The organism is Pseudomonas sp. GW821-FHT09C10 (genome assembly GCF_059418085.1).
In genome coordinates, this window is the sequence record NZ_JBWKPE010000002.1 from 151,677 (window position 1) to 173,584 (window position 21,908).

At 60.4% G+C, this 21,908-nt stretch carries 21 protein-coding genes; 17 read left to right on the plus strand and 4 right to left on the minus strand.

Annotated features, from left to right (window positions below; all coding sequences use genetic code 11):
* Window positions 1-81: 81 nt before the first annotated feature.
* Both pyrC and rnt read left to right on the plus strand, forming a co-directional pair.
* Window positions 82-1,128, plus strand: a complete 1,047-nt coding sequence (pyrC, locus tag AC07OT_RS04460) for a dihydroorotase (RefSeq protein ID WP_495107572.1) — start codon at window positions 82-84, stop codon at window positions 1,126-1,128.
* Window positions 1,125-1,799 (plus strand): ribonuclease T, encoded by a 675-nt coding sequence (rnt, locus tag AC07OT_RS04465; RefSeq protein WP_027604590.1) that lies wholly within the window; start codon window positions 1,125-1,127, stop codon window positions 1,797-1,799. The genes pyrC and rnt overlap by 4 nt, the downstream gene beginning before the upstream one ends.
* A 66-nt stretch (window positions 1,800-1,865) precedes the next feature.
* Here the strand turns inward: rnt and AC07OT_RS04470 are convergent, their stop codons facing one another.
* A complete protein-coding gene (locus AC07OT_RS04470) occupies window positions 1,866-2,468 on the minus strand; it encodes a peroxiredoxin (RefSeq protein ID WP_003172097.1) in 603 nt (200 codons plus the stop codon).
* Between the two features lie 244 nt (window positions 2,469-2,712).
* Here AC07OT_RS04470 and AC07OT_RS04475 point away from each other — a divergent pair, with 244 nt between their 5' ends.
* Both AC07OT_RS04475 and bfr read left to right on the plus strand, forming a co-directional pair.
* Window positions 2,713-2,931, plus strand: a complete 219-nt coding sequence (locus tag AC07OT_RS04475) for a bacterioferritin-associated ferredoxin (RefSeq protein WP_074844072.1) — start codon at window positions 2,713-2,715, stop codon at window positions 2,929-2,931.
* Window positions 2,932-3,132: 201 nt separating this feature from the next.
* Entirely contained in the window at window positions 3,133-3,603 is a 471-nt protein-coding gene (gene bfr, locus AC07OT_RS04480; RefSeq protein WP_012722487.1) for a bacterioferritin, read from the plus strand.
* Between the two features lie 69 nt (window positions 3,604-3,672).
* On the opposite strand, the gene grxD is transcribed toward bfr, so the two are convergent.
* Window positions 3,673-4,011, minus strand: a complete 339-nt coding sequence (grxD, locus tag AC07OT_RS04485) for a Grx4 family monothiol glutaredoxin (RefSeq protein WP_027604591.1) — start codon at window positions 4,009-4,011, stop codon at window positions 3,673-3,675.
* 86 nt (window positions 4,012-4,097) lie between these two features.
* The gene (locus AC07OT_RS04490) at window positions 4,098-6,206 is read right to left on the minus strand and encodes a molybdopterin oxidoreductase family protein (protein ID WP_495107573.1); all 2,109 of its coding nucleotides are present in this window, start codon (window positions 6,204-6,206) and stop codon (window positions 4,098-4,100) included.
* A 431-nt stretch (window positions 6,207-6,637) separates the two neighbouring features.
* Here AC07OT_RS04490 and argF point away from each other — a divergent pair, with 431 nt between their 5' ends.
* Complete coding sequence (gene argF, locus AC07OT_RS04495; protein ID WP_027604593.1) at window positions 6,638-7,558, plus strand: ornithine carbamoyltransferase; 921 nt, start codon at window positions 6,638-6,640, stop codon at window positions 7,556-7,558.
* Complete coding sequence (locus tag AC07OT_RS04500; RefSeq protein WP_065926527.1) at window positions 7,555-8,664, plus strand: ABC transporter ATP-binding protein; 1,110 nt, start codon at window positions 7,555-7,557, stop codon at window positions 8,662-8,664. Before argF ends, AC07OT_RS04500 begins: the two co-directional genes overlap by 4 nt.
* 63 nt (window positions 8,665-8,727) lie before the next feature.
* Here the strand turns inward: AC07OT_RS04500 and ybaK are convergent, their stop codons facing one another.
* Entirely contained in the window at window positions 8,728-9,198 is a 471-nt protein-coding gene (gene ybaK / locus AC07OT_RS04505) for a Cys-tRNA(Pro) deacylase (protein ID WP_027604595.1), read from the minus strand.
* Window positions 9,199-9,523: 325 nt separating this feature from the next.
* On the opposite strand from ybaK, the gene AC07OT_RS04510 reads away from it, so the two are divergent.
* From AC07OT_RS04510 to AC07OT_RS04560, 11 genes are all read left to right on the plus strand, one after another.
* Complete coding sequence (locus AC07OT_RS04510) at window positions 9,524-10,378, plus strand: MIP/aquaporin family protein (protein WP_495107574.1); 855 nt, start codon at window positions 9,524-9,526, stop codon at window positions 10,376-10,378.
* 76 nt (window positions 10,379-10,454) lie between these two features.
* Window positions 10,455-11,960 carry a glycerol kinase GlpK gene (glpK, locus tag AC07OT_RS04515; protein WP_495107575.1) on the plus strand — a complete coding sequence of 502 codons (1,506 nt, stop codon included), beginning with the start codon at window positions 10,455-10,457 and terminating at the stop codon, window positions 11,958-11,960.
* A 95-nt stretch (window positions 11,961-12,055) separates the two neighbouring features.
* The gene (locus AC07OT_RS04520) at window positions 12,056-12,811 is read left to right on the plus strand and encodes a DeoR/GlpR family transcriptional regulator (RefSeq protein ID WP_253493455.1); all 756 of its coding nucleotides are present in this window, start codon (window positions 12,056-12,058) and stop codon (window positions 12,809-12,811) included.
* Window positions 12,812-13,046: 235 nt separating this feature from the next.
* Window positions 13,047-14,585 (plus strand): glycerol-3-phosphate dehydrogenase, encoded by a 1,539-nt coding sequence (glpD, locus tag AC07OT_RS04525; protein WP_027604599.1) that lies wholly within the window; start codon window positions 13,047-13,049, stop codon window positions 14,583-14,585.
* A 312-nt stretch (window positions 14,586-14,897) separates the two neighbouring features.
* Window positions 14,898-15,824 carry a glutamate/aspartate ABC transporter substrate-binding protein gene (locus tag AC07OT_RS04530; RefSeq protein WP_027604600.1) on the plus strand — a complete coding sequence of 309 codons (927 nt, stop codon included), beginning with the start codon at window positions 14,898-14,900 and terminating at the stop codon, window positions 15,822-15,824.
* A gap of 194 nt (window positions 15,825-16,018) precedes the next feature.
* Window positions 16,019-16,765, plus strand: a complete 747-nt coding sequence (locus AC07OT_RS04535; protein ID WP_024073702.1) for an amino acid ABC transporter permease — start codon at window positions 16,019-16,021, stop codon at window positions 16,763-16,765.
* Window positions 16,765-17,436 carry an amino acid ABC transporter permease gene (locus AC07OT_RS04540; protein ID WP_027604601.1) on the plus strand — a complete coding sequence of 224 codons (672 nt, stop codon included), beginning with the start codon at window positions 16,765-16,767 and terminating at the stop codon, window positions 17,434-17,436. The genes AC07OT_RS04535 and AC07OT_RS04540 overlap by 1 nt, the downstream gene beginning before the upstream one ends.
* The gene (locus AC07OT_RS04545) at window positions 17,433-18,167 is read left to right on the plus strand and encodes an amino acid ABC transporter ATP-binding protein (protein ID WP_027604602.1); all 735 of its coding nucleotides are present in this window, start codon (window positions 17,433-17,435) and stop codon (window positions 18,165-18,167) included. The genes AC07OT_RS04540 and AC07OT_RS04545 overlap by 4 nt, the downstream gene beginning before the upstream one ends.
* 65 nt (window positions 18,168-18,232) lie before the next feature.
* Complete coding sequence (gene aauS, locus AC07OT_RS04550; protein ID WP_141156878.1) at window positions 18,233-20,134, plus strand: two-component sensor histidine kinase AauS; 1,902 nt, start codon at window positions 18,233-18,235, stop codon at window positions 20,132-20,134.
* Window positions 20,131-21,468 (plus strand): two-component response regulator AauR, encoded by a 1,338-nt coding sequence (aauR, locus tag AC07OT_RS04555; protein ID WP_065926532.1) that lies wholly within the window; start codon window positions 20,131-20,133, stop codon window positions 21,466-21,468. The genes aauS and aauR overlap by 4 nt, the downstream gene beginning before the upstream one ends.
* Window positions 21,468-21,806 (plus strand): GlpM family protein, encoded by a 339-nt coding sequence (locus tag AC07OT_RS04560; protein ID WP_495107576.1) that lies wholly within the window; start codon window positions 21,468-21,470, stop codon window positions 21,804-21,806. The genes aauR and AC07OT_RS04560 overlap by 1 nt, the downstream gene beginning before the upstream one ends.
* Window positions 21,807-21,908 lie beyond the last annotated feature (102 nt).

Below are 21,908 nucleotides of genomic sequence, written 5' to 3' on the forward strand. Positions count from 1 at the left end.
TCCTGCAAAACTTGATAGCGAGTGCCTGCAAGAGTCTTTTCCGGTAGCATTCCCACCAGATTGACCCGCCTGGAATCCCCAATGTCCGACCGCCTGACCCTGCTGCGTCCCGACGACTGGCATATTCATCTTCGCGATGGTGCTGCGTTGCCCCAAACCGTGGCCGATGTAGCGCGTACGTTTGGCCGCGCCATCATCATGCCTAACCTGGTACCACCGGTGCGTAACGCCGCCGAAGCCGACGCCTATCGCCAGCGCATCCTCGCTGCACGGCCGGCCGGCAGCCGCTTCGAACCGTTGATGGTGCTCTACCTCACCGACCGCACCCAGCCCGAAGAAATTCGCCAGGCCAAGGCCAGCGGTTTCGTGCACGCCGCCAAGCTGTACCCGGCCGGCGCGACCACCAACTCCGATTCCGGCGTGACCAGTATCGACAAGATCCTGCCGGCCATCGAAGCCATGGCCGAAGTCGGCATGCCGCTGCTGATCCACGGTGAAGTCACCCGTGGCGACGTGGACGTCTTCGATCGCGAAAAAATCTTCATCGATGAGCACATGCGCCGCGTGGTCGAGCTGTTCCCGACCCTCAAGGTGGTGTTCGAGCACATCACCACGGCCTATGCCGTGCAGTTCGTCACCGAGGCCTCGGCCAACGTCGGCGCAACCATCACCGCCCATCACCTGCTGTACAACCGCAACCACATGCTGGTGGGCGGGATTCGGCCGCACTTCTATTGCCTGCCGATCCTCAAGCGCAACACCCACCAGGTGGCCTTGCTGGATGCCGCGACCAGCGGTAATCCGAAGTTCTTCCTCGGCACCGACTCTGCGCCCCACGCCCAGCACGCCAAGGAAGCCGCCTGCGGTTGTGCCGGTTGCTACACCGCGTTTGCCGCCATCGAGCTGTATGCCGAAGCGTTCGAACAGCGCAACGCCCTGGATAAACTCGAAGGTTTCGCCAGCCTCAATGGCCCGCGATTCTATGGCCTGCCGGCGAATACCGACCGTATCACCCTGGTCCGTGAAGACTGGACCGCCCCTGCCAGCCTGCCATTTGGCGAGCTGACCGTTATCCCGCTGCGCGCCGGTGAAACACTGCGCTGGCGCCTGCTGGAGGAAAGCAAGTGAGTGAAGACCATTACGATGACGACCAGGAACACGGTGGCGGTGGTGGTTCGCGCCACCCGATGGCCGAACGTTTCCGCGGCTACCTGCCCGTCGTTGTCGACGTAGAAACCGGCGGCTTCAATTGCGCCACCGATGCACTGCTGGAAATCGCCGCAACGACTATCGGCATGGACGAACAGGGCTTTGTGTATCCGGAGCACACCCACTTCTTCCGCGTCGAGCCGTTTGAAGGTGCCAATATCGAAGCGGCAGCCCTGGAGTTCACCGGGATCAAGCTGGATCATCCCCTGCGCATGGCCGTCAGCGAAGAGGCGGCACTCACCGATATCTTCCGTGGCGTACGCAAGGCCTTGAAGGCCAATGGCTGCAAGCGCGCGATCCTGGTCGGGCATAACAGCAGCTTCGACCTGGGCTTCCTCAACGCCGCCGTGACGCGGCTGGACATGAAGCGCAATCCGTTCCACCCGTTCTCCAGTTTCGACACTGCCACCCTTGCTGGTCTGGCCTATGGCCAGACGGTATTAGCCAAGGCCTGCCAGGCGGCCGGAATCGACTTCGACGGTCGCGAAGCCCACTCGGCCCGCTACGACACCGAGAAGACCGCCGAGCTGTTCTGCGGCATCGTCAACCGCTGGAAGCAGATGGGCGGCTGGGAAGACTTCGGCGACTGAGGTCAAATCCCGCGCATGAAAAAACCGGCCTTCTCAGGCCGGTTTTTTTTGTCCCGCGAATCCGGCTTACAGCTTGCCAGCGTTCTCGGTCAGGTAAGCCGCAACGCCTTCTGGCGAAGCGTTCATGCCTTTGTCGCCTTTTTTCCAGTTGGCAGGGCAGACTTCGCCATGCTCTTCGTGGAATTGCAGGGCGTCGACCAGACGGATCAGCTCTTCCATGTTACGGCCCAGCGGCAGGTCGTTGATGATCTGGGAGCGCACAACGCCCTTGTCGTCGATCAGGAACGCGCCACGGAACGCCACGCCGCCTTCGGACTCAACGTCGTAGGCCTTGGCGATGTCGTGCTTCATGTCGGCAGCCATGGTGTATTTGACTTTGCCGATGCCGCCATCGTTGATGGCCGTGTTGCGCCAGGCGTTGTGGGTGAAATGGGAGTCGATGGAAACGGCAACCACTTCAACGTTACGTGCCTTGAAATCGTCCATGCGGTGGTCCAGAGCGATCAGCTCCGAAGGGCAGACGAAGGTGAAGTCCAGCGGGTAGAAGAACACCAGGCCGTATTTGCCTTTGATGGCTTCAGACAGTTTGAAGCTGTCAACGATTTCGCCATTGCCGAGCACGGCAGGTACGTCGAAATCCGGGGCTTGTTTGCCGACGAGTACGCTCATTGGATATCTCCTGATGTAAGGGTGACGATTGAAGTAAAAGGACCGGCCTTGAGTCTGCCGCATTCAAGCGACAGCCCTGTGACGCAGTCACGCTTCGTGAAGACCGACCATCATACACTGAAAAAACCGTTCGTCAGCGTGAGGGCGGTGCAGGCGAATACCCTACGAATCTACTTTGACAATCATTCTCGTTAACATTAAGATCCATCGCACTTAAGCCTTAAACCCGCGACGGTTCTCCCTTATGTATGTGTGCCTGTGTACCGGCGTCACCGACGGACAAATCCGCGAAGCAATCTATGAAGGTTGCTGCAGCTACAAGGAAGTGCGTGAAACCACCGGCGTTGCCAGTCAATGTGGTAAATGTGCTTGCCTCGCCAAGCAAGTGGTACGGGAAACCCTGACGCAGCTGCAAACAGCCCAGGCCGCTGTTCCCTACTCAGCAGAATTTACACACGCTTAAATAGGCGTGTTTTGAAGAACCGGACCGAGTGTCCGGTTTTTTTATGCCTGTAATTCAATTAGTTAGCGCTAAGACGCGGAACACAAACATTCTTATTCCGATTAATTTTCATTTATTATTCAATAACTTAGGTTTGACACTAGGGTTTTCGCCGCTCAAACTCCGCCTTATACACAGCTACTACAGGGCAGGACCCCAGTCATGAAAGGCGACATCTCAGTCATCCAGCAACTCAACAAAATCCTTGCCAATGAACTGGTCGCGATCAATCAGTACTTCCTGCATGCGCGCATGTACGACGATTGGGGCCTGGAAAAGCTTGGCAAGCGTGAATACAAAGAATCCATCAAGGCCATGAAGGACGCCGACGCGCTGATCAAGCGCATCCTGTTCCTCGAAGGCCTGCCGAACGTACAGGACCTGGGCAAGCTGAACATCGGCGAGCACACCCAGGAAATGATCAGCAGCGACCTGGGCTTTGAACGCAAGAGCCACAGCGACCTCAAGGCCGCCATCGCACATTGCGAGACCAAGGGCGACTTCGGCAGCCGTGAGCTGCTGGAAGATATCCTCGAAGACCAGGAAGAACATATCGACTGGCTGGAAACCCAACTGGGCCTGATCGATAAAGTCAGCCTGGAAAACTACCTGCAATCGCAGATGGGTGAATAACCCCGTCGCCCACAGGTACAAAAAAGCCCCGCTCTCTCACGAGAAGCGGGGCTTTTTATTGCAGGCGAATCAAGCGTCGGTCTTGGCCGCCGCGTTTGCCGCTGCATCTTTGATCAACGCCTGCAACGAACCATCAGCCGCCATTTCGGTGATGATATCGCTACCGCCGACCAGCTCGCCGGCTACCCACAGTTGCGGGAAGGTAGGCCAGTTGGCGTACTTCGGCAGGTTGGCGCGGATTTCCGGGTTTTGCAGGATATCCACGTAAGCGAACTTCTCGCCACACTGCATCACAGCCTGGGAAGCCTTCGCGGAGAAACCGCACTGAGGAGCGTTAGGTGCGCCCTTCATGTAAAGCAGAATGGTGTTGTTGGCAATCTGCTCTTTGATCGTTTCGATGATATCCATGGAACACCTCGGCTGGAACTTTGCGACTCACAGGTCGGCACGGTGGCGCATTGTAACGCAAAATTCCAACGCGGTGCTCGGGCTCCTTATGCGGCAGCGACTTGGACCGGTACGCCATTCAATGCCGCATTGCCCGATAACTCATCCAATTGCCGCTCGTCGGTCAAGTCATTCGCGCTCGCCCCCGGTTGCTCGCTGGCGATGGTCATCTGGACCCCAGGACGGGCGTGGCCCCAACCATGGGGCAGGCTGACCACGCCGGGCATCATGTCCAGGCTGGCGACCACCTCTACCTCGATCATGCCGATACGTGAACTGACGCGCACCCGCTGTCCATCTGCCAACTGGCGACTGGCCAGGTCGTCGGGATGCATATGCAACTGGTGCCGAGGCTTGCCCTTCACCAGCCGGTGATAGTTATGCATCCAGGAATTATTACTGCGCACATGGCGACGGCCGATCAGCAGCAACTCGTCAGCCACAGGCATCGGCTGCGCCGCAAAGCGCTCCAGATCCGCCAGAATCACTGCCGGTGCCGCCTGAACCTTGCCATCCACGGTTTTCAACCGCGCTGCGAGATTTGGCTGGAGCGGCCCCAGGTCCATGCCATGGGGATGATCCGCCAGCTTCGCCACCGACAACTGATGGCTCGACGCATCACCATAAGCACCGGCGCGCAGGCCGAAGTCGATCATTTGCGCAGGCGGCATGGTGGGCTTGAGCGCCCTACCGGTGTGCGCAGCGAATGCCGTGGCCAGGCCGACAAAAATCTCCCAGTCATGCAACGCCCCCTCAGGCTTGGGCAGGATCGCGCGATTGAAACGGGTGACATTGCGCACGGCGAACATGTTGAACGTGGTGTCGTAGTGGTCGTTTTCCAGCGCCGAAGTGGACGGCAGGATCAGATCGGCATAACGCGTGGTCTCGTTGATATAGAGGTCGATGCTGACCATGAACTCCAAGCCGTCCAGCGCCTGCTCCAACTGACGGCCATTGGGGGTCGACAGCACCGGGTTGCCCGCCACCGTCACCAGCGCGCGGACCTGCCCTTCGCCGCCGGTGAGCATTTCTTCGGCCAATGCAGACACCGGCAACTCGCCGCCGTACTCCGGGCGCCCGGACACGCGACTCTGCCAGCGATTGAAATGCCCGCCACCGGTGGACGCGACCAAATCCACCGCCGGACTGGTGCATAACGCACCGCCCTCGCGGTCGAGGTTGCCCGTGACCAGGTTGATCAACTGCACCAGCCAATGACACAGCGTGCCGAACGCCTGGGTCGACACCCCCATGCGCCCGTAGCAAACAGCTCTATCCGCAGCAGCGAAATCCCGTGCCAACTGGCGAATCTGCTCGGCGGGTACGGCACACCGGCGGCTCATGGCTTCGGCGGTAAAGCCGAGGATCGCACGGCGCACCTCCTCAAGGCCCTCTACCGGCAAATGACTGTCACGCGTCAGGTTTTCGGTGAACAGCGTGTTGAGTACCCCGAACAGCAACGCCGCATCCCAGCCAGGCCGCACAAACAGATGCTGATCAGCGATCGCCGCCGTCTCGCTGCGCCGAGGATCGACCACCACCACCTTGCCACCCCGCGCCTGGATGGCCTTGAGACGCTTCTCCACATCGGGCACGGTCATGATGCTGCCGTTGGAGGCCAGCGGGTTGCCGCCCAGGATCAGCATGAAGTCAGTGTGGTCAATGTCCGGAATCGGCAGCAACAGGCCGTGGCCGTACATCAGGTGGCTGGTGAGGTGATGGGGCAACTGGTCTACGGAGGTGGCAGAAAACCGGTTGCGCGTCTTGAGCTGGCCGAGGAAGTAGTTGCTGTGGGTCATCAGCCCATAGTTGTGCACGCTGGGGTTGCCCTGATACACCGCCACCGCATGCTGCCCATGCCGCGCCTGGATGCCCGCGAGCCGCTCGGCGACCAGGGCAAACGCCTCATCCCACGGGATTGGCTGCCATTCGCTGCCCACCCGCAACATAGGCTGGTGCAGGCGGTCAGGATCATTCTGGATGTCCTGCAACGCCACGGCCTTGGGGCAGATATGGCCGCGACTGAAGCTGTCCAGCGTGTCGCCCTTGATCGAGGTAATCGCCAGGCTGCCGTCTTCGGCTTGGGTGGTTTCCAGGGTCAGGCCACAGATGGCTTCACACAGGTGGCAGGCACGGTGGTGGAGAGTCTTGGTCATGGCCAGTCTCTTTATTGGGCTTTGGCCTGACTATGGGCCGTGACCATGACAGGCGCCAGCATCGTTCGTCCTGTGAATCGATAGCCATCAGGCCAGGCCATGCGCAAACATGAGCAAATGTTACAGAACCTGTCATCAACCTCTGAAACCGACGCAGCCTGATCCAGGCCCGCCCCCGCGCATTGCAAAAGGTGATGGCGTCAGTGTACAAATGGCCCGCTGCTGTCAGGAAATCGTCTTCAAAAGCGCTCTCGCGCCCTTCTTGAACACCCCTAAAAACGTAGCCCTATTGGTAAGACGCGACATTTAATGTCAATATCGCGCCTTCCCCTATTTCGTCGCCCCGTGCGGCTTTCGCCGCAGGTCTCGCCCGTTGTCACAATAAACAAGGCTTTGAGTATCTGCGGTCTGTTGCAAAAAGGTAGTTAATGATGAGCGCAAGGCACTTTCTCTCCCTGATGGATTGCACGCCCGAAGAGCTGGTCAGCGTGATCCGTCGAGGCATTGAGCTTAAAGACCTGCGTAACCGCGGCGTACTGTTCGAGCCTTTGAAAAACCGCGTGCTCGGGATGATTTTCGAGAAGTCGTCGACCCGCACTCGCCTGTCGTTCGAAGCCGGCATGATCCAGCTGGGTGGCCAGGCCATCTTCCTGTCGCCGCGTGACACCCAACTGGGCCGTGGCGAGCCGATCAGCGACTGCGCGATCGTCATGTCGCGCATGCTCGATGCGGTGATGATCCGTACCTTCGCCCACAGCACCCTGACCGAATTCGCCGCCAACTCGCGCGTGCCGGTAATCAACGGCCTGTCCGATGACCTGCACCCGTGCCAATTGCTGGCCGATATGCAGACCTTCCTTGAGCACCGTGGCTCGATCCAGGGCAAGACTGTGGCCTGGATCGGTGACGGCAACAACATGTGCAACAGCTATATAGAAGCGGCGATTCAGTTCGACTTCCACCTGCGCATCGCCTGTCCGGAAGGCTTCGAACCGGCCGCCGAGTTCCTGGCCAAGGCCGATGGCCGTGTGCAGATCCTGCGCGATCCAAAGGATGCAGCGATCGGCGCCCACCTGGTCAGCACCGACGTCTGGACCTCCATGGGCCAGGAAGACGAAACCGCCAAGCGCCTGGCCCTGTTCGCGCCCTTCCAGGTGACCCGCGCCCTGCTCGACATGGCCGCGCCGGACGTGCTGTTCATGCACTGCCTGCCCGCCCACCGGGGTGAGGAAATCAGCCTCGACCTGCTCGATGACCCACGCTCCGTGGCCTGGGACCAGGCAGAGAACCGCCTGCACGCGCAAAAAGCCCTGCTCGAATTCCTCGTCGAACCGGCGTACCACCACGCATGAGCCAGCCATTACTGCTGAACTTGCGCAATCTGGCATGCGGTTACCAGGATCAACGGGTGGTGCAGAACCTCAATCTGCACCTCAACGCGGGCGATATCGGCTGCCTGCTGGGTTCTTCGGGCTGTGGCAAAACCACGACCTTGCGCGCGATTGCCGGTTTTGAGCCGGTGCATGAAGGCGAAATCAGCCTAGCGGGCGAAGTGATCTCCAGCGCCGGTTTTACCCTGGCGCCGGAGAAACGTCGTATCGGCATGGTGTTCCAGGACTACGCGCTGTTTCCCCATCTCAGCGTGGCCGACAACATCGCCTTCGGCATTCGCAAGCACCCACAAAAAGACCGTGTGGTCGCCGAACTGCTGGAGCTGGTCAACCTCAAGAACCTGGGCAAGCGTTTCCCCCACGAACTGTCGGGCGGCCAGCAACAACGCGTCGCCCTCGCCCGCGCCCTGGCACCGGAGCCGCAGCTGTTGCTGCTGGACGAACCGTTCTCCAACCTCGACGGCGAACTGCGGCGCAAGCTCAGCCACGAGGTACGAGACATTCTCAAGGCACGGGGCACCAGTGCGATCCTGGTCACCCATGACCAGGAAGAGGCATTCGCCGTGAGTGATCATGTCGGGGTGTTCAAGGAAGGCCGCCTGGAGCAGTGGGATACCCCCTACAACCTCTATCACGAACCCCTGACGCCGTATGTCGCCAGCTTTATCGGCCAGGGTTATTTCATTCGTGGCCAGTTGAGTTCGCCCGAGTCCGTCCACACCGAACTGGGCGACCTGCGCGGAAACCGCGCCTACACCTGGCCTACGGGGGGTGCCGTGGACGTCTTGCTGCGCCCGGACGACATCGTCTACGCGCCGGACAGTGCCTTGAAAGCTCGGATCGTCGGCAAGACCTTCCTCGGCGCATCGACCCTGTACCGCCTGCAACTGCCGACCGGTGCGCAGTTGGAGTCGATTTTCCCCAGCCATGCCGACCATCAGGTGGGCGCGCAAGTGGGCATTCGCGTGGCCGCTGAGCATCTGGTGCTGTTCCAGGCCTCAGGCAGCGTCGCGGCGCAGGTTCCTCACGCCGAATCCGGCGTACGACGCTACAGCCCGGCTGGCTGAGTCAATGATCAACGTGTGGGAGGGGCAAGCCTCCTCCCACATTGGTTATCCAGGATACCGGGACTACGCCCGGCCAATTTCTGCGAATTTGGCCTGGGTATGTTCCGCCAGCACTGCGGCGGACAACTCCACTTCCAGTCCCCTTCTCCCCGCACTCACAAAAATTGTCGCGAACGGCTGTGCCGTTACATCAATAAATGTGCGCAGCCGCTTTTTCTGCCCCAGTGGGCTGATGCCTCCCAGCAGGTAACCGGTGGAACGCTGCGCCGCTGCCGGATCAGCCATTTCGACTTTTTTCACCCCCGCCGCATGAGCCAGGGCCTTGAGGTCCAGACTTCCGACGACCGGCACCACAGCCACCAGTAATTCGCCTTTTTCACTGCTGGCCAACAAGGTCTTGAACACCTGCGCCGGATCGAGGCCCAATTTCTCTGCGGCCTCCAGGCCATAGGAGGCCGCCTTGGGGTCGTGTTCATAACTGTGGATGCGATGTTCGGCGCGAACTTTTTTCAACAAATCCAATGCGGGGGTCATGACCTCTCCGAGCGTGGCAAACAGACGGCAATTCTAGGCCAACCCCGCATAAAACGCTCTAGTCCGCCCTCCCCATCCATAACACTTAACGTCGCGAGCGTGATCATTCATCAAACCAATAGTTGTAAAGTGACCGATAGTTCACTTTCGACCTTTGACAGCCGTCATTCTTGTCTATATTTTTTCGTTTCCGAATACTGTAGGAATACACCTGCAGCGTTCCAGCAGTAAGCCGTGCCTTGGATGGGGATCCTCGTCACGGTGAAAATCGCGCAACCGTCCGTTGAGGCAGTGCGCCAGACAAGAACAACAATCGAGGTTTTCCATGACAACTGCTCTTCAACAGCCTTCACTTTCGAGCCAATGCATGGCCGAGTTCCTAGGGACTGCGCTTCTGATCTTCTTCGGTACAGGCTGCGTTGCTGCGCTCAAGGTCGCGGGTGCCAGCTTCGGGTTGTGGGAAATCAGCATCATCTGGGGGATCGGCGTCAGCATGGCGATCTACCTGAGCGCCGGTATTTCCGGGGCTCACCTCAACCCGGCAGTCAGTATCGCCCTGTGTATTTTTGCCGACTTCGACAAGCGCAAACTGCCGTTCTACATCCTGGCCCAAATCGCCGGTGCCTTCTGCTCGGCGGCGCTGGTGTACACGCTCTATAGCAATCTCTTTTTCGATTACGAACAAACCCACCACCTGGTGCGCGGCACCCAGGCCAGCCTGGAATTGGCCTCGGTGTTCTCCACCTACCCCCATGCACTGCTAAGCACGGCGCAGGCCTTCCTGGTGGAAATGGTCATTACCGCGATCCTGATGGGCGTGATCATGGCCCTGACCGATGACAACAACGGCCTGCCGCGTGGTCCGCTGGCGCCACTGCTGATTGGCCTGCTGATTGCGGTCATCGGCAGTGCCATGGGCCCACTGACCGGCTTTGCGATGAACCCAGCGCGGGATTTCGGGCCCAAGCTGATGACCTTTTTCGCTGGCTGGGGTGAAATGGCCTTTACTGGCGGCCGCGATATTCCTTACTTCCTGGTTCCGATTTTCGCGCCGATTGTCGGCGCATGCCTCGGTGCTGCGGCCTATCGCGGGCTGATTGCCCGCCACTTGCCGAGCGCCGCACCTGCTGTAGCGGAAACAACTGACACGGCTGTCAACGGCAAGACTCGTATTTCCTGAAAGCGCCAGCCTGGTCCTCTGCCCTTCGCGGCCCCGGCTGATTTCTGACTTCCTTATTTCGTCCAAGGCAATTGACATGACCGATATCGAGAATAAGAACTACATCATTGCCCTTGATCAGGGCACCACCAGTTCCCGGGCGATCATCTTCGATCGCGACGCCAACGTGGTCTGCACCGCCCAACGTGAATTCACCCAGCACTACCCGCAAGCCGGCTGGGTCGAACATGACCCGATGGAAATCTTCGCCACCCAGAGCGCGGTGATGGTCGAGGCCCTGGCACAAGCCGGCCTGCACCATGACCAGGTCGCCGCCATCGGCATCACCAACCAGCGTGAAACCACCGTGGTCTGGGACAAAGTCACCGGCCGCCCGATCTACAACGCCATCGTCTGGCAGTGCCGCCGCAGCACCGAGATCTGCCAGCAGCTCAAGCGCGACGGCCACGAGCAATACATCAACGACACCACCGGCCTGGTCACCGACCCGTACTTCTCCGGTACCAAGCTCAAGTGGATCCTCGACAACGTCGAAGGCAGCCGCGAGCGTGCGCGCAACGGCGAGTTGCTGTTCGGCACCATCGACAGCTGGTTGATCTGGAAATTTACCGGCGGCAAAACCCACGTCACCGACTACACCAACGCCTCGCGCACCATGCTCTTCAACATCCACACCCTGGAGTGGGATGCGAAGATGCTGGAGATCCTCGACGTTCCGCTGGAAATGCTGCCGGAAGTGAAGTCTTCCTCCGAGATCTACGGCCGCACCAAAAGCGGCATCGCCATCGGAGGTATCGCCGGTGACCAGCAAGCGGCGCTGTTCGGCCAGATGTGCGTGGAGGCCGGCCAGGCCAAGAATACCTACGGCACCGGCTGCTTCCTGCTGATGAACACCGGTGATAAAGCAGTGAAATCCAAGCACGGCATGCTCACCACCATCGCCTGTGGCCCCCGTGGCGAAGTGGCCTATGCGCTGGAAGGCGCGGTGTTCAACGGCGGCTCTACCGTGCAATGGCTGCGTGACGAGCTGAAAATCATCGCCGATGCCACCGACACCGAATACTTCGCCGGCAAGGTCAAGGACAGCAACGGCGTGTACCTGGTCCCGGCCTTCACCGGCCTGGGTGCCCCCTACTGGGACCCGTATGCCCGTGGCGCACTGTTTGGCCTGACCCGCGGCGTACGCGTGGATCACATTATTCGTGCCGCCCTGGAATCGATTGCCTACCAGACCCGCGACGTACTCGACGCCATGCAACAGGACTCGGGCGAACGCCTCAAGGCCCTGCGTGTGGACGGCGGTGCGGTGGCCAACAACTTCCTGATGCAATTCCAGGCCGACATCCTCGGCACCCAGGTCGAGCGCCCGCAAATGCGCGAAACCACGGCACTCGGCGCCGCCTACCTGGCAGGCCTGGCCTGCGGCTTCTGGGGCAGCCTCGACGAGCTGCGCGGCAAGGCCGTGATCGAGCGCGAATTCGAACCGCAACTGGAAGAAGCCGCCAAGGAAAAACTCTACGCCGGCTGGCAAAAAGCGGTGAGCCGCACCCGTGACTGGGAACCCCACGAAGGCGCCGAATAAGCCATGCGCCGGCCCCATATCGGGTTGTAACTGGCAGGGAGCAGATTCCTGCGTCATCATGGGCCACTTTTGTATGGCAGCCCAAAGGACGCCCCATGAATCTGCCTCCCCGCCAGCAGCAAATCCTCGAACTGGTCCGCGAACGCGGCTACGTCAGTATCGAGGAAATGGCGCAGCTATTCGTTGTCACCCCGCAAACCATCCGCCGCGATATCAACCAACTGGCGGACGCCAATCTGCTGCGCCGCTACCACGGCGGCGCGGCCTATGACTCCAGTGTCGAGAACACCGCGTATGCCATGCGCGCCGACCAGATGCGCGATGAGAAACAACGCATCGGCGAAGCCATCGCGGCGCAAATTCCCGATCACGCCTCGCTGTTCATCAATATAGGCACCACCACGGAATCCATTGCCCGTGCGCTGCTCAACCACAACCACCTGAAAATCATCACCAACAACCTCAACGTCGCCACCATGCTCAGCGCCAAGGACGACTTCGATGTGTTGCTGACCGGCGGCAATGTGCGCCGTGACGGCGGCGTGGTGGGTCAGGCCAGTGTCGACTTCATCAACCAGTTCAAGGTCGACTTCGCGTTGGTGGGTATCAGCGGCATCGACGAGGACGGCAGCCTGCTGGACTTCGACTACCAGGAAGTCCGGGTTTCCCAGGCGATCATCGCCAATGCACGCCAGGTGATCCTGGCGGCGGACTCCAGCAAATTCGGGCGCAATGCCATGATTCGACTGGGGCCGATCAGCCTGGTGGACTGCCTGGTGACGGATCGGGAGCCGGTGCCGGCCCTGGTGCAGTTGTTGAACCAGCACAAGGTTCGCCTGGAAGTCGTATAGCGCCTGCACTGATGCCATCGGGGCGACGATTCGACTTGCCCCCGATGGCGATCTGTCTGACAGGCCATTTCTAAAGCCTGCCGCGGTTTCATGTTCACAAATTTTCCTTTTCCCGCCCTTCGATGAGTTTTTTCAATCGAAGTCGACTGGCTGTGCCCACGTTTATCAGCTACCATTTTCGCAAATGAACATTAATGTTCGAATTCCAATACGAAAAAGCTCCCGAGGCCAGTCGATGAACCCTTCTACCTTGCCTGCTCCACCGCTTGCCGAAGTCTATGACGTTGCCGTAATCGGTGGCGGGATCAACGGCGTCGGGATTGCAGCAGACGCAGCCGGTCGCGGTTTGTCGGTATTCCTTTGCGAAAAGGACGACCTGGCCAGCCACACCTCCTCAGCCAGCAGCAAGCTGATCCACGGCGGCCTGCGCTACCTCGAACATTACGAATTCCGCTTGGTACGCGAAGCCCTGGCTGAACGTGAAGTGCTGCTGGCCAAGGCCCCGCACATCGTCAAGCAGATGCGCTTCGTCCTGCCACACCGCCCCCACCTGCGCCCGGCGTGGATGATCCGTGCCGGCCTGTTCCTCTATGACCACCTGGGCAAGCGCGAGAAACTCGCCGGCTCCAAGAGCCTCAAGTTCGGCCCTGACAGCCCGCTGAAAAGCGAAATCACCAAAGGCTTCGAATACTCCGACTGCTGGGTCGACGACGCCCGCCTGGTGGTCCTCAACGCCATGGCGGCCCGTGAAAAGGGTGCGCATATCCATACCCAGACCCGCTGCATCAGTGCCCATCGCAGCAATGGCATGTGGGACATGAACATGGAACGCGCCGATGGCAGCCTGTTCTCGATCCGTGCCCGCGCCCTGGTGAACGCCGCCGGCCCGTGGGTCGCCAAGTTCATCAAGGACGACCTGAAGCTGGACTCGCCCTACGGTATCCGCCTGATCCAGGGCAGCCACCTGATCGTGCCGAAGCTGTATGAAGGCGCCCACGCGCACATCCTGCAGAACGAAGACCAGCGCATCGTCTTCACCATTCCGTATCTGAACCACCTGACCATCATCGGCACCACCGACCGCGAATACACCGGCGACCCGGCGAAAGTGGCGATCACCGAAGGCGAAACCGACTACATGCTCAAGGTGGTCAACGCGCACTTCAAGAAACAGCTGAGCCGCGACGACATCGTCCACACCTACTCGGGTGTGCGCCCACTGTGCAACGACGAGTCGGACAACCCGTCGGCCATTACCCGTGACTACACCCTGTCGCTGTCCGGTGGTACGGGCGAGGCGCCGATCCTGTCGGTGTTCGGCGGCAAGCTGACCACCTACCGCAAGCTCGCCGAATCGGCGATGGCGCAACTGGCCCCGTACTTCACGCAGATGCGTCCCAGCTGGACCGCCACCGCCAGCCTGCCCGGCGGCGAGGACATGACCACCCCAGAAGCCCTGGCCGAGGCCATTGGCAGCAAATTCGACTGGTTGCCGAGCGAGATCGCGCGCCGCTGGTCCACCACCTATGGCAGCCGCACCTGGCGCCTGCTCGAAGGCGTGCAATCGCTGGCTGACCTGGGTGAACATTTGGGAGGCGGCCTGTACACCCGCGAGGTCGACTACCTGTGTGCCGAGGAATGGGTAACCCAGCCCCAGGACGTGCTGTGGCGCCGGACCAAACTCGGCCTGTTCACCACCCCACAGGAACAGGATAACGTGCAACGCTACCTGTCCAAGGTTGAGCAGACCCGCAGCAAGATCGAAGCGGCCTGACAGGCCCATCGCACAAAAGCCCCTGCGCCGTAAGGCCCAGGGGCTTTTTTGTATCGCCAGGCATTCGGTTTTCCGAACGCCACAGGCAAGCCTATTCGGTTTACCGGATCAAACGGTTACATATTTGTCGTCATACAAAATTAATCCTCATATAAATCAACTTGTTAAGCTTTTATTTTCGGTCTGGCACGACTCATGCTCTACACTCCCAGACGATTGCCTGGGACGCTTCAGGAGCCGTCACGGGCATTCGCTGTACAAGAGAGCCGTCTAGCCGGCTTCATAAAAAAAACAAATGTCGAGGAAGTATTGATGCGCATCGTTCCCCATATCCTGGGCGCAGCTATCGCTGCTGCTCTGATCAGCACTCCAGTTTTTGCCGCCGAACTCACCGGCACACTGAAGAAAATCAACGACTCCGGCACCATCACCCTCGGGCACCGCGACAGCTCCATTCCGTTTTCCTACATTGCGGATGGTTCGGGCAAACCTGTGGGCTACTCCCACGACATTCAGCTGGCCATCGTCGAAGCCCTGAAAAAAGACCTGAACAAACCCGATCTGCAGGCCAAGTACAACCTGGTCACCTCGCAGACCCGTATTCCGCTGGTTCAGAACGGCACCGTCGACATCGAGTGCGGTTCCACCACCAACAATGCCGAACGCGCCCAGCAAGTCGCCTTCACCACCAACATCTTCGAAATCGGCACTCGTCTGCTGGTCAAGAAAGATAAGGAAGGCAAGCCTAGCTACGCCGACTTCGCCGACCTGAAAGGCAAGAACGTCGTGACCACCGCCGGCACCACGTCCGAGCGCATCATCAAGGCGATGAACGCTGACAAGCAGATGGGCATGAACGTCATCTCCGCCAAAGACCATGGCGAGTCCTTCCAGATGCTGGAAAGCGGCCGTGCCGTAGCCTTCATGATGGACGACGCCTTGCTGGCCGGTGAAGAAGCCAAGGCCAAGAAGCCGGATGACTGGGTCATCACCGGTACTCCACAGTCCTTCGAAGCCTACGCGTGCATGGTTCGCAAAGAAGACCCTGCCTTCAAGAAAGCGGTGGATGACGCCATTGTTGGCCTGTACAAGTCCGGCGAAATCAACAAGATCTACGCCAAGTGGTTCGAAAGCCCGATCCCACCAAAAAACCTGAACCTGAACTTCCCAATGAGCGACAAGGTTAAGGAACTGATCAAGAACCCGACCGACAAGCCGGCGCCTGAAGTAAAAATCTGATTCCTGACTAACCTTATCGCCTGAGGGAGCCTACCCTCCCTCAGGCGTCTGTTACTACCTGCTGGCTATACTTTGGAACACTCGACCTGGCGGTTTTCGAGCCGATCGCGTGTGCCTGGCGTTCATCGCCGGGCGGGAATGGACTTTCCCCAAGCGGGTGCTTGTACATCGATCGATCTCGAGGGGAGACCCTAATGAATTACAACTGGGACTGGGGCGTGTTCTTCAAGTCCACCGGCGTGGGCAGCGAGACTTATCTCGACTGGTACATCGCCGGCCTGGGCTGGACCATCGCCATCGCTGTCGTGGCATGGATTATCGCCTTGCTGCTGGGCTCCATTCTGGGGGTCATGCGCACCGTGCCAAACCGCCTCGTATCAGGCATCGCGACCTGCTACGTGGAGCTGTTTCGTAACGTGCCGCTGCTGGTGCAGCTGTTCATCTGGTACTTCCTGATACCCGACCTGCTGCCGCAGAACCTGCAGGACTGGTACAAGCAGGACCTCAACCCGACCACCTCGGCCTACCTGAGCGTTGTCGTGTGCCTGGGCCTGTTCACCGCTGCCCGTGTGTGCGAGCAAGTGCGTACCGGTATCCAGGCGCTGCCACGTGGCCAAGAGGCCGCTGCACGTGCCATGGGCTTCAAGTTGCCGCAGATCTACTGGAACGTGCTGCTGCCCCAGGCCTACCGGATCATCATTCCGCCGCTTACCTCGGAATTCCTCAACGTCTTCAAGAACTCCTCCGTGGCGTCCTTGATCGGCCTGATGGAACTGCTGGCGCAAACCAAACAGACCGCCGAGTTCTCGGCCAACCTGTTTGAAGCCTTCACCCTGGCCACGCTGATCTACTTCACCCTGAACATGAGCCTGATGCTGCTGATGCGCGTGGTCGAGAAGAAAGTCGCCGTGCCCGGCCTGATCTCCGTGGGGGGTAAATAATGGAACTCGATTTCAGCGGCATCATCCCCGCCATCCCGGGCCTGTGGAACGGCATGGTCATGACCTTGAAGCTGATGGTCATGGGCGTGATCGGCGGTATCGCGCTGGGTACGATCCTCGCACTGATGCGCCTGTCGTCCAGCAAACTGCTGTCCCGGGTGGCCGGCGCCTATGTGAACTACTTCCGCTCGATCCCGCTGCTGCTGGTGATCACCTGGTTCTACCTGGCGGTGCCGTTCGTGTTGCGCTGGATCACCGGCGAAGACACCCCGATCGGCGCGTTCACCTCCTGCGTCGTGGCGTTCATGATGTTCGAAGCCGCGTACTTCTGCGAGATCGTGCGGGCCGGCGTGCAGTCGATCCCCAAGGGCCAGATGGCGGCGGCACAGGCAATGGGCATGACCTATGGCCAGACCATGCGCCTGATCATCCTGCCCCAGGCGTTCCGCAAGATGACTCCGTTGCTGCTGCAGCAGTCGATCATCCTGTTCCAGGACACCTCGCTGGTCTACACCGTGGGCCTGGTGGACTTCCTCAACTCCGCCCGCTCCAACGGCGACATCATCGGGCGCTCCAATGAGTTCCTGATCTTCGCCGGTGTCGTCTACTTCATCATCAGCTTTTCCGCCTCGCTGCTGGTCAAGCGTCTGCAAAAAAGGTTTGCCGTATGATCTCGATCAAGAACATCAACAAGTGGTATGGCGACTTCCAGGTGCTGACCGATTGCAGCACCGAGGTTAAAAAAGGCGAAGTGATCGTGGTGTGCGGGCCATCGGGCTCGGGCAAGTCCACCCTGATCAAGTGCGTCAACGCGCTGGAACCGTTCCAGAAAGGCGACATAATCGTCGACGGCACGTCCATTGCCGACCCGAAGACCAACCTGCCGAAACTGCGTTCGCGCGTGGGCATGGTGTTCCAGCACTTCGAGCTGTTCCCGCACCTGACCATCACCGAAAACCTGACCATCGCACAGATCAAGGTACTCGGCCGCAGCAAGGAAGAAGCCACCAAGAAAGGCCTGCAACTGCTTGAGCGCGTCGGCCTGTCGGCGCACGCCCACAAGCACCCGGGCCAGCTTTCCGGTGGCCAGCAGCAACGTGTGGCGATCGCCCGCGCCCTGGCCATGGACCCGATCGTCATGCTGTTCGACGAACCGACCTCGGCCCTCGACCCGGAAATGGTCAACGAAGTACTGGACGTGATGGTGCAACTGGCCCAGGAAGGCATGACCATGATGTGCGTCACCCACGAAATGGGCTTTGCCCGCAAAGTGGCCGACCGCGTGATCTTCATGGACGCCGGCAAGATCATCGAAGACTGCCCGAAGGAAGAGTTCTTCGGCGACATCAGCGCCCGCTCCGAGCGCGCGCAGCACTTCCTTGAGAAAATCCTGCAGCACTAAGTACCACCCAGCAGTGGTGAAGGGGCACCCCCTTCGCCACAACTGGTTGACCCAAGGCATCTGTGATGAAATGCGACCCCAACCTCTATCGCGCCGCACCGCCATCACTTGCCGTGAAACCTCGTCTGATTCGCCAACTGTTCCTGCCGCCGTTGATCATCGCCCTGATGATCGGCCTGGGTTATATCGGCTTCTGGATCAGTGAGTACTACGGCATCCGCACCCTCAGCGACAACGGCGAACGCCAGCTGGAGCTGCATGCCCGCACCGTCGAAAGTGAAATCAGCAAATACACCTACCTGCCCAGCCTGCTGGAGCTGGAGTCGAGCGTCTCCAAGCTGCTGGCCGAGCCGAACCAGGAAACCCGCAAAACGGTCAACGACTACCTCGAAGGCCTGAACCGACGCAGTCGCAGTCGGGCCATCTACGTGATGGACACCACCGGCCGCGTGCTGGCCACCAGTAACTGGCGCGATGCCGACAGTTACCAGGGTGAAGACCTGTCCTTTCGCGCCTATTTCCAGAATGCCGTGCGCGGCCAGCCCGGGCGTTTCTACGGCATCGGCAGCACTAACGGCGAACCCGGCTACTACCTGGCCCACGGCCTGGAAGAGCACGGCAAGATCATCGGCGTGGCGGTGGTTAAAGTGCGCCTCGAAGCTCTGGAAGAGCGCTGGCAACGCGCGCGCCTCGAAGCCTTTGTGAGCGATGAGAACGGCATCATCATTCTCTCCAGCGACCCGGCTCGACGCCTCAAGGCGGTGCGACCGCTGAGCGACGAGACCAAGGATCGCCTGGCCCACAGCCTGCAATATTACTGGGCCACGCTCAACGAACTGGAACCCCTGGCCCGTGAGCGCTTGAATGAACGCAGCGAGAAGCTGACCTTCCCGGCCAACACTGAAGTGGTCAACGACGAGCACGAAGTCAGCTACCTGGCGCAAACCCGTCCACTCAACGACACACCGTGGAATTTCACCCTGCTCACCCCGCTCAACGACCTGCGCCGCGCGGCGATCAACCAGGGCATCCTGGTGGCTGTCGCGTTTGGCCTCGTCGCGTTTTTGCTGATTGCCTGGAACGAGCGGCGCAAAGTCATCGCCACCCGCCTCGCTGCGCGGGAAGCCTTGCAGGAAGCCAACAGCCAGCTGGAACGGCGGATCGCCGAACGCACCGCCGACCTGCGCGCCAGCAACGAGCGGCTCAAGGGCCAGATCCGCGAACGGCGCCAGGCCGAGGAAACCCTGCGCCGCGCCCAGGATGAACTGGTACAGGCCGGCAAGCTGGCGGCCATCGGCCAGATGTCCACCAGCATCGCCCATGAACTGAACCAGCCGTTGGCCGCGCTGCGCACCTTGTCCGGCAACACTGTGCGCTTCCTCGAACGCGGCGCGCTGGACACCGCCAGCGCCAACCTCAAGACCATCAACGAACTGATCGACCGCATGGGCCGTATCACCGCCAGCCTGCGCTCCTTTGCCCGACGCGGCGATGACCAGGGCGAAGCCAGCCTGGCCAAGGCCGTGGACGCCGCGTTCCAGGTCCTCGGCCCACGCCTGGACAGCCTGCCGCTGAGCCTGCACCGCAACTTTGCCCCGGCTCAATTGCAGATCGACCAGACGCGCCTGGAACAGATCCTGGTCAACCTGATCGGCAACGCCCTCGACGCCATGCAGGCACAACCGGCTCCCGAGTTGTGGCTGGAAGGCAGCGCCGCCGAGGGCAAATACCGCCTGCTGGTGCGCGACAACGGCCACGGCATCGACGCCGAGGCGCGCAAGCATCTGTTCGAACCCTTCTTCACTACCAAACCCGGCGAGCAAGGCCTGGGCCTGGGCCTGACCCTCTCCGCCAGCCTCGCGGCAGCCACCGGCGGCACCCTCGCCGTGGAGCACCCGGCCGGCGGTGGCACTGCCTTTGTCCTGAGCCTGCCGCTGGTGGGCGCTCAACAAGCTGAGTCGACATGAATATTGATCCTCAAGACCTCACCGTGCTGATCGTCGAAGACGACCCCCATGTGCTGCTCGGCTGCCAACAGGCCCTGGCGCTGGAAGATATCCCCAGCGTGGGCGTGGGCAGTGCCGAGGAGGCATTGAAACGTATCGGCGAGAACTTCGCCGGCATCGTGATCAGCGACATCCGCCTGCCGGGCATTGACGGCCTGGAACTGCTCACCCGTCTCAAGGCCCTGGATAAAAGCCTGCCGGTGGTGCTGATCACCGGGCATGGCGACATCTCCATGGCGGTAGGCGCCATGCGCAATGGCGCCTACGACTTCATGGAGAAACCCTTCTCCCCCGAGCGCCTGGTCGACGTCGCCCGCCGCGCCCTGGAACAACGCGGGCTGGCGCGGGAAGTCTGGTCGCTGCGCCGCCAGTTGGCTGAGCGGGATTCGCTGGAAGGCCGCATCATCGGTCGCTCGCCGGCCATGCAGAACCTGCGCGAGCTGATCGCCAACGTCGCGGACACCTCGGCCAACGTGCTGATCGAAGGCGAGACCGGCACCGGCAAGGAACTGGTCGCGCGTTGCCTGCATGATTTCAGCCGCCGGCACGCCCACCAGTTCGTCGCCCTCAACTGCGGCGGCCTGCCGGAGAACCTGTTCGAAAGCGAGATTTTCGGCCACGAAGCCAACGCCTTTACCGGCGCCGGCAAGCGCCGTATCGGCAAGATCGAACACGCCCATGAAGGCACGCTGTTCCTCGATGAAGTGGAAAGCATGCCGATCAACCTGCAGATCAAATTGCTGCGAGTGCTGCAGGAGCGCACCCTGGAACGCCTGGGCTCGAACCAGAGCGTGGCCGTGGATTGCCGGGTGATCGCCGCCACCAAGTCCGACCTCGACGAACTGAGCCGCGCCAGCCAGTTCCGCAGCGACCTGTACTACCGCCTCAACGTGGTCACGCTGGAATTGCCGCCCCTGCGCGAGCGCCGCGAAGACATCCTGCAGCTGTTCGAACACTTCCTGCAGCAGTCGTCGCTGCGTTTTGACCGCACCGCGCCGGAACTGGACAACCAGACCCTCTCCAGCCTGATGAGCCACGACTGGCCCGGTAACGTACGCGAACTGCGCAACGTCGCCGAACGCTTCGCCCTCGGCCTGCCCGCTTTCAAGAAAAGCGGGGCCAGCAGCGGCAGCCAAGGCCTGGCGTTCACCGAAGCGGTGGAAGCCTTTGAGCGCAACCTGCTCAGCGATGCCCTGCAACGCAGCGGCGGCAACCTGACCCAGGCCAGCCAGGAACTGGGCATGGCCAAGACCACCTTGTTCGACAAGGTCAAGAAATACGGATTGAGCCACTGATGGATCTTTTTTTGAAAGCCGCCCTGGGCGCGGCGGTGGTGCTGATCCTGGCGGCGCTGGCCAAGACCAAAAACTACTACATCGCCGGGCTGGTGCCGCTGTTTCCGACCTTTGCGTTGATCGCCCACTACATCGTCGGCAAAGGCCGCTCGCTGGACGATTTGAAGACCACGATCCTGTTCGGGATGTGGTCGATCATTCCGTACTTTGTGTATTTGGCGACGTTGTATGTGATGGTGGGCCGCATGCGGCTGGAGGCCTCTTTAGCCATCGCAGCGGTAGCGTGGCTGATGGCCGCGACGGTGTTGGTGAGCGTGTGGGTACGCGTCCACGCCTGACACCACTCAATCCAAATGTGGGAGGGGGCTTGCCCCCGATAGCGGTGTATCAGTCACCTTATCTTTAACTGACCCACTGCCATCGGGGGCAAGCCCCCTCCC

Bases quoted from the DNA above. Each gene is read 5' to 3' on its own strand.
- AC07OT_RS04500 (WP_065926527.1), top strand. From the start codon at position 7,555: ATGAGCCAGCCATTACTGCTGAACTTGCGCAATCTGGCATGCGGTTAC.
- AC07OT_RS04535 (WP_024073702.1), top strand. From the start codon at position 16,019: ATGAATTACAACTGGGACTGGGGCGTGTTCTTCAAGTCCACCGGCGTG.
- argF (WP_027604593.1), top strand. From the start codon at position 6,638: ATGAGCGCAAGGCACTTTCTCTCCCTGATGGATTGCACGCCCGAAGAG.
- AC07OT_RS04530 (WP_027604600.1), top strand. From the start codon at position 14,898: ATGCGCATCGTTCCCCATATCCTGGGCGCAGCTATCGCTGCTGCTCTG.
- glpD (WP_027604599.1), top strand. From the start codon at position 13,047: ATGAACCCTTCTACCTTGCCTGCTCCACCGCTTGCCGAAGTCTATGAC.
- bfr (WP_012722487.1), top strand. From the start codon at position 3,133: ATGAAAGGCGACATCTCAGTCATCCAGCAACTCAACAAAATCCTTGCC.
- aauS (WP_141156878.1), top strand. From the start codon at position 18,233: ATGAAATGCGACCCCAACCTCTATCGCGCCGCACCGCCATCACTTGCC.
- AC07OT_RS04560 (WP_495107576.1), top strand. From the start codon at position 21,468: ATGGATCTTTTTTTGAAAGCCGCCCTGGGCGCGGCGGTGGTGCTGATC.
- AC07OT_RS04545 (WP_027604602.1), top strand. From the start codon at position 17,433: ATGATCTCGATCAAGAACATCAACAAGTGGTATGGCGACTTCCAGGTG.
- grxD (WP_027604591.1), bottom strand. From the start codon at position 4,011: ATGGATATCATCGAAACGATCAAAGAGCAGATTGCCAACAACACCATT.
- aauR (WP_065926532.1), top strand. From the start codon at position 20,131: ATGAATATTGATCCTCAAGACCTCACCGTGCTGATCGTCGAAGACGAC.
- ybaK (WP_027604595.1), bottom strand. From the start codon at position 9,198: ATGACCCCCGCATTGGATTTGTTGAAAAAAGTTCGCGCCGAACATCGC.
- AC07OT_RS04475 (WP_074844072.1), top strand. From the start codon at position 2,713: ATGTATGTGTGCCTGTGTACCGGCGTCACCGACGGACAAATCCGCGAA.
- AC07OT_RS04470 (WP_003172097.1), bottom strand. From the start codon at position 2,468: ATGAGCGTACTCGTCGGCAAACAAGCCCCGGATTTCGACGTACCTGCC.
- AC07OT_RS04540 (WP_027604601.1), top strand. From the start codon at position 16,765: ATGGAACTCGATTTCAGCGGCATCATCCCCGCCATCCCGGGCCTGTGG.
- AC07OT_RS04510 (WP_495107574.1), top strand. From the start codon at position 9,524: ATGACAACTGCTCTTCAACAGCCTTCACTTTCGAGCCAATGCATGGCC.
- AC07OT_RS04520 (WP_253493455.1), top strand. From the start codon at position 12,056: ATGAATCTGCCTCCCCGCCAGCAGCAAATCCTCGAACTGGTCCGCGAA.
- pyrC (WP_495107572.1), top strand. From the start codon at position 82: ATGTCCGACCGCCTGACCCTGCTGCGTCCCGACGACTGGCATATTCAT.
- AC07OT_RS04490 (WP_495107573.1), bottom strand. From the start codon at position 6,206: ATGACCAAGACTCTCCACCACCGTGCCTGCCACCTGTGTGAAGCCATC.
- glpK (WP_495107575.1), top strand. From the start codon at position 10,455: ATGACCGATATCGAGAATAAGAACTACATCATTGCCCTTGATCAGGGC.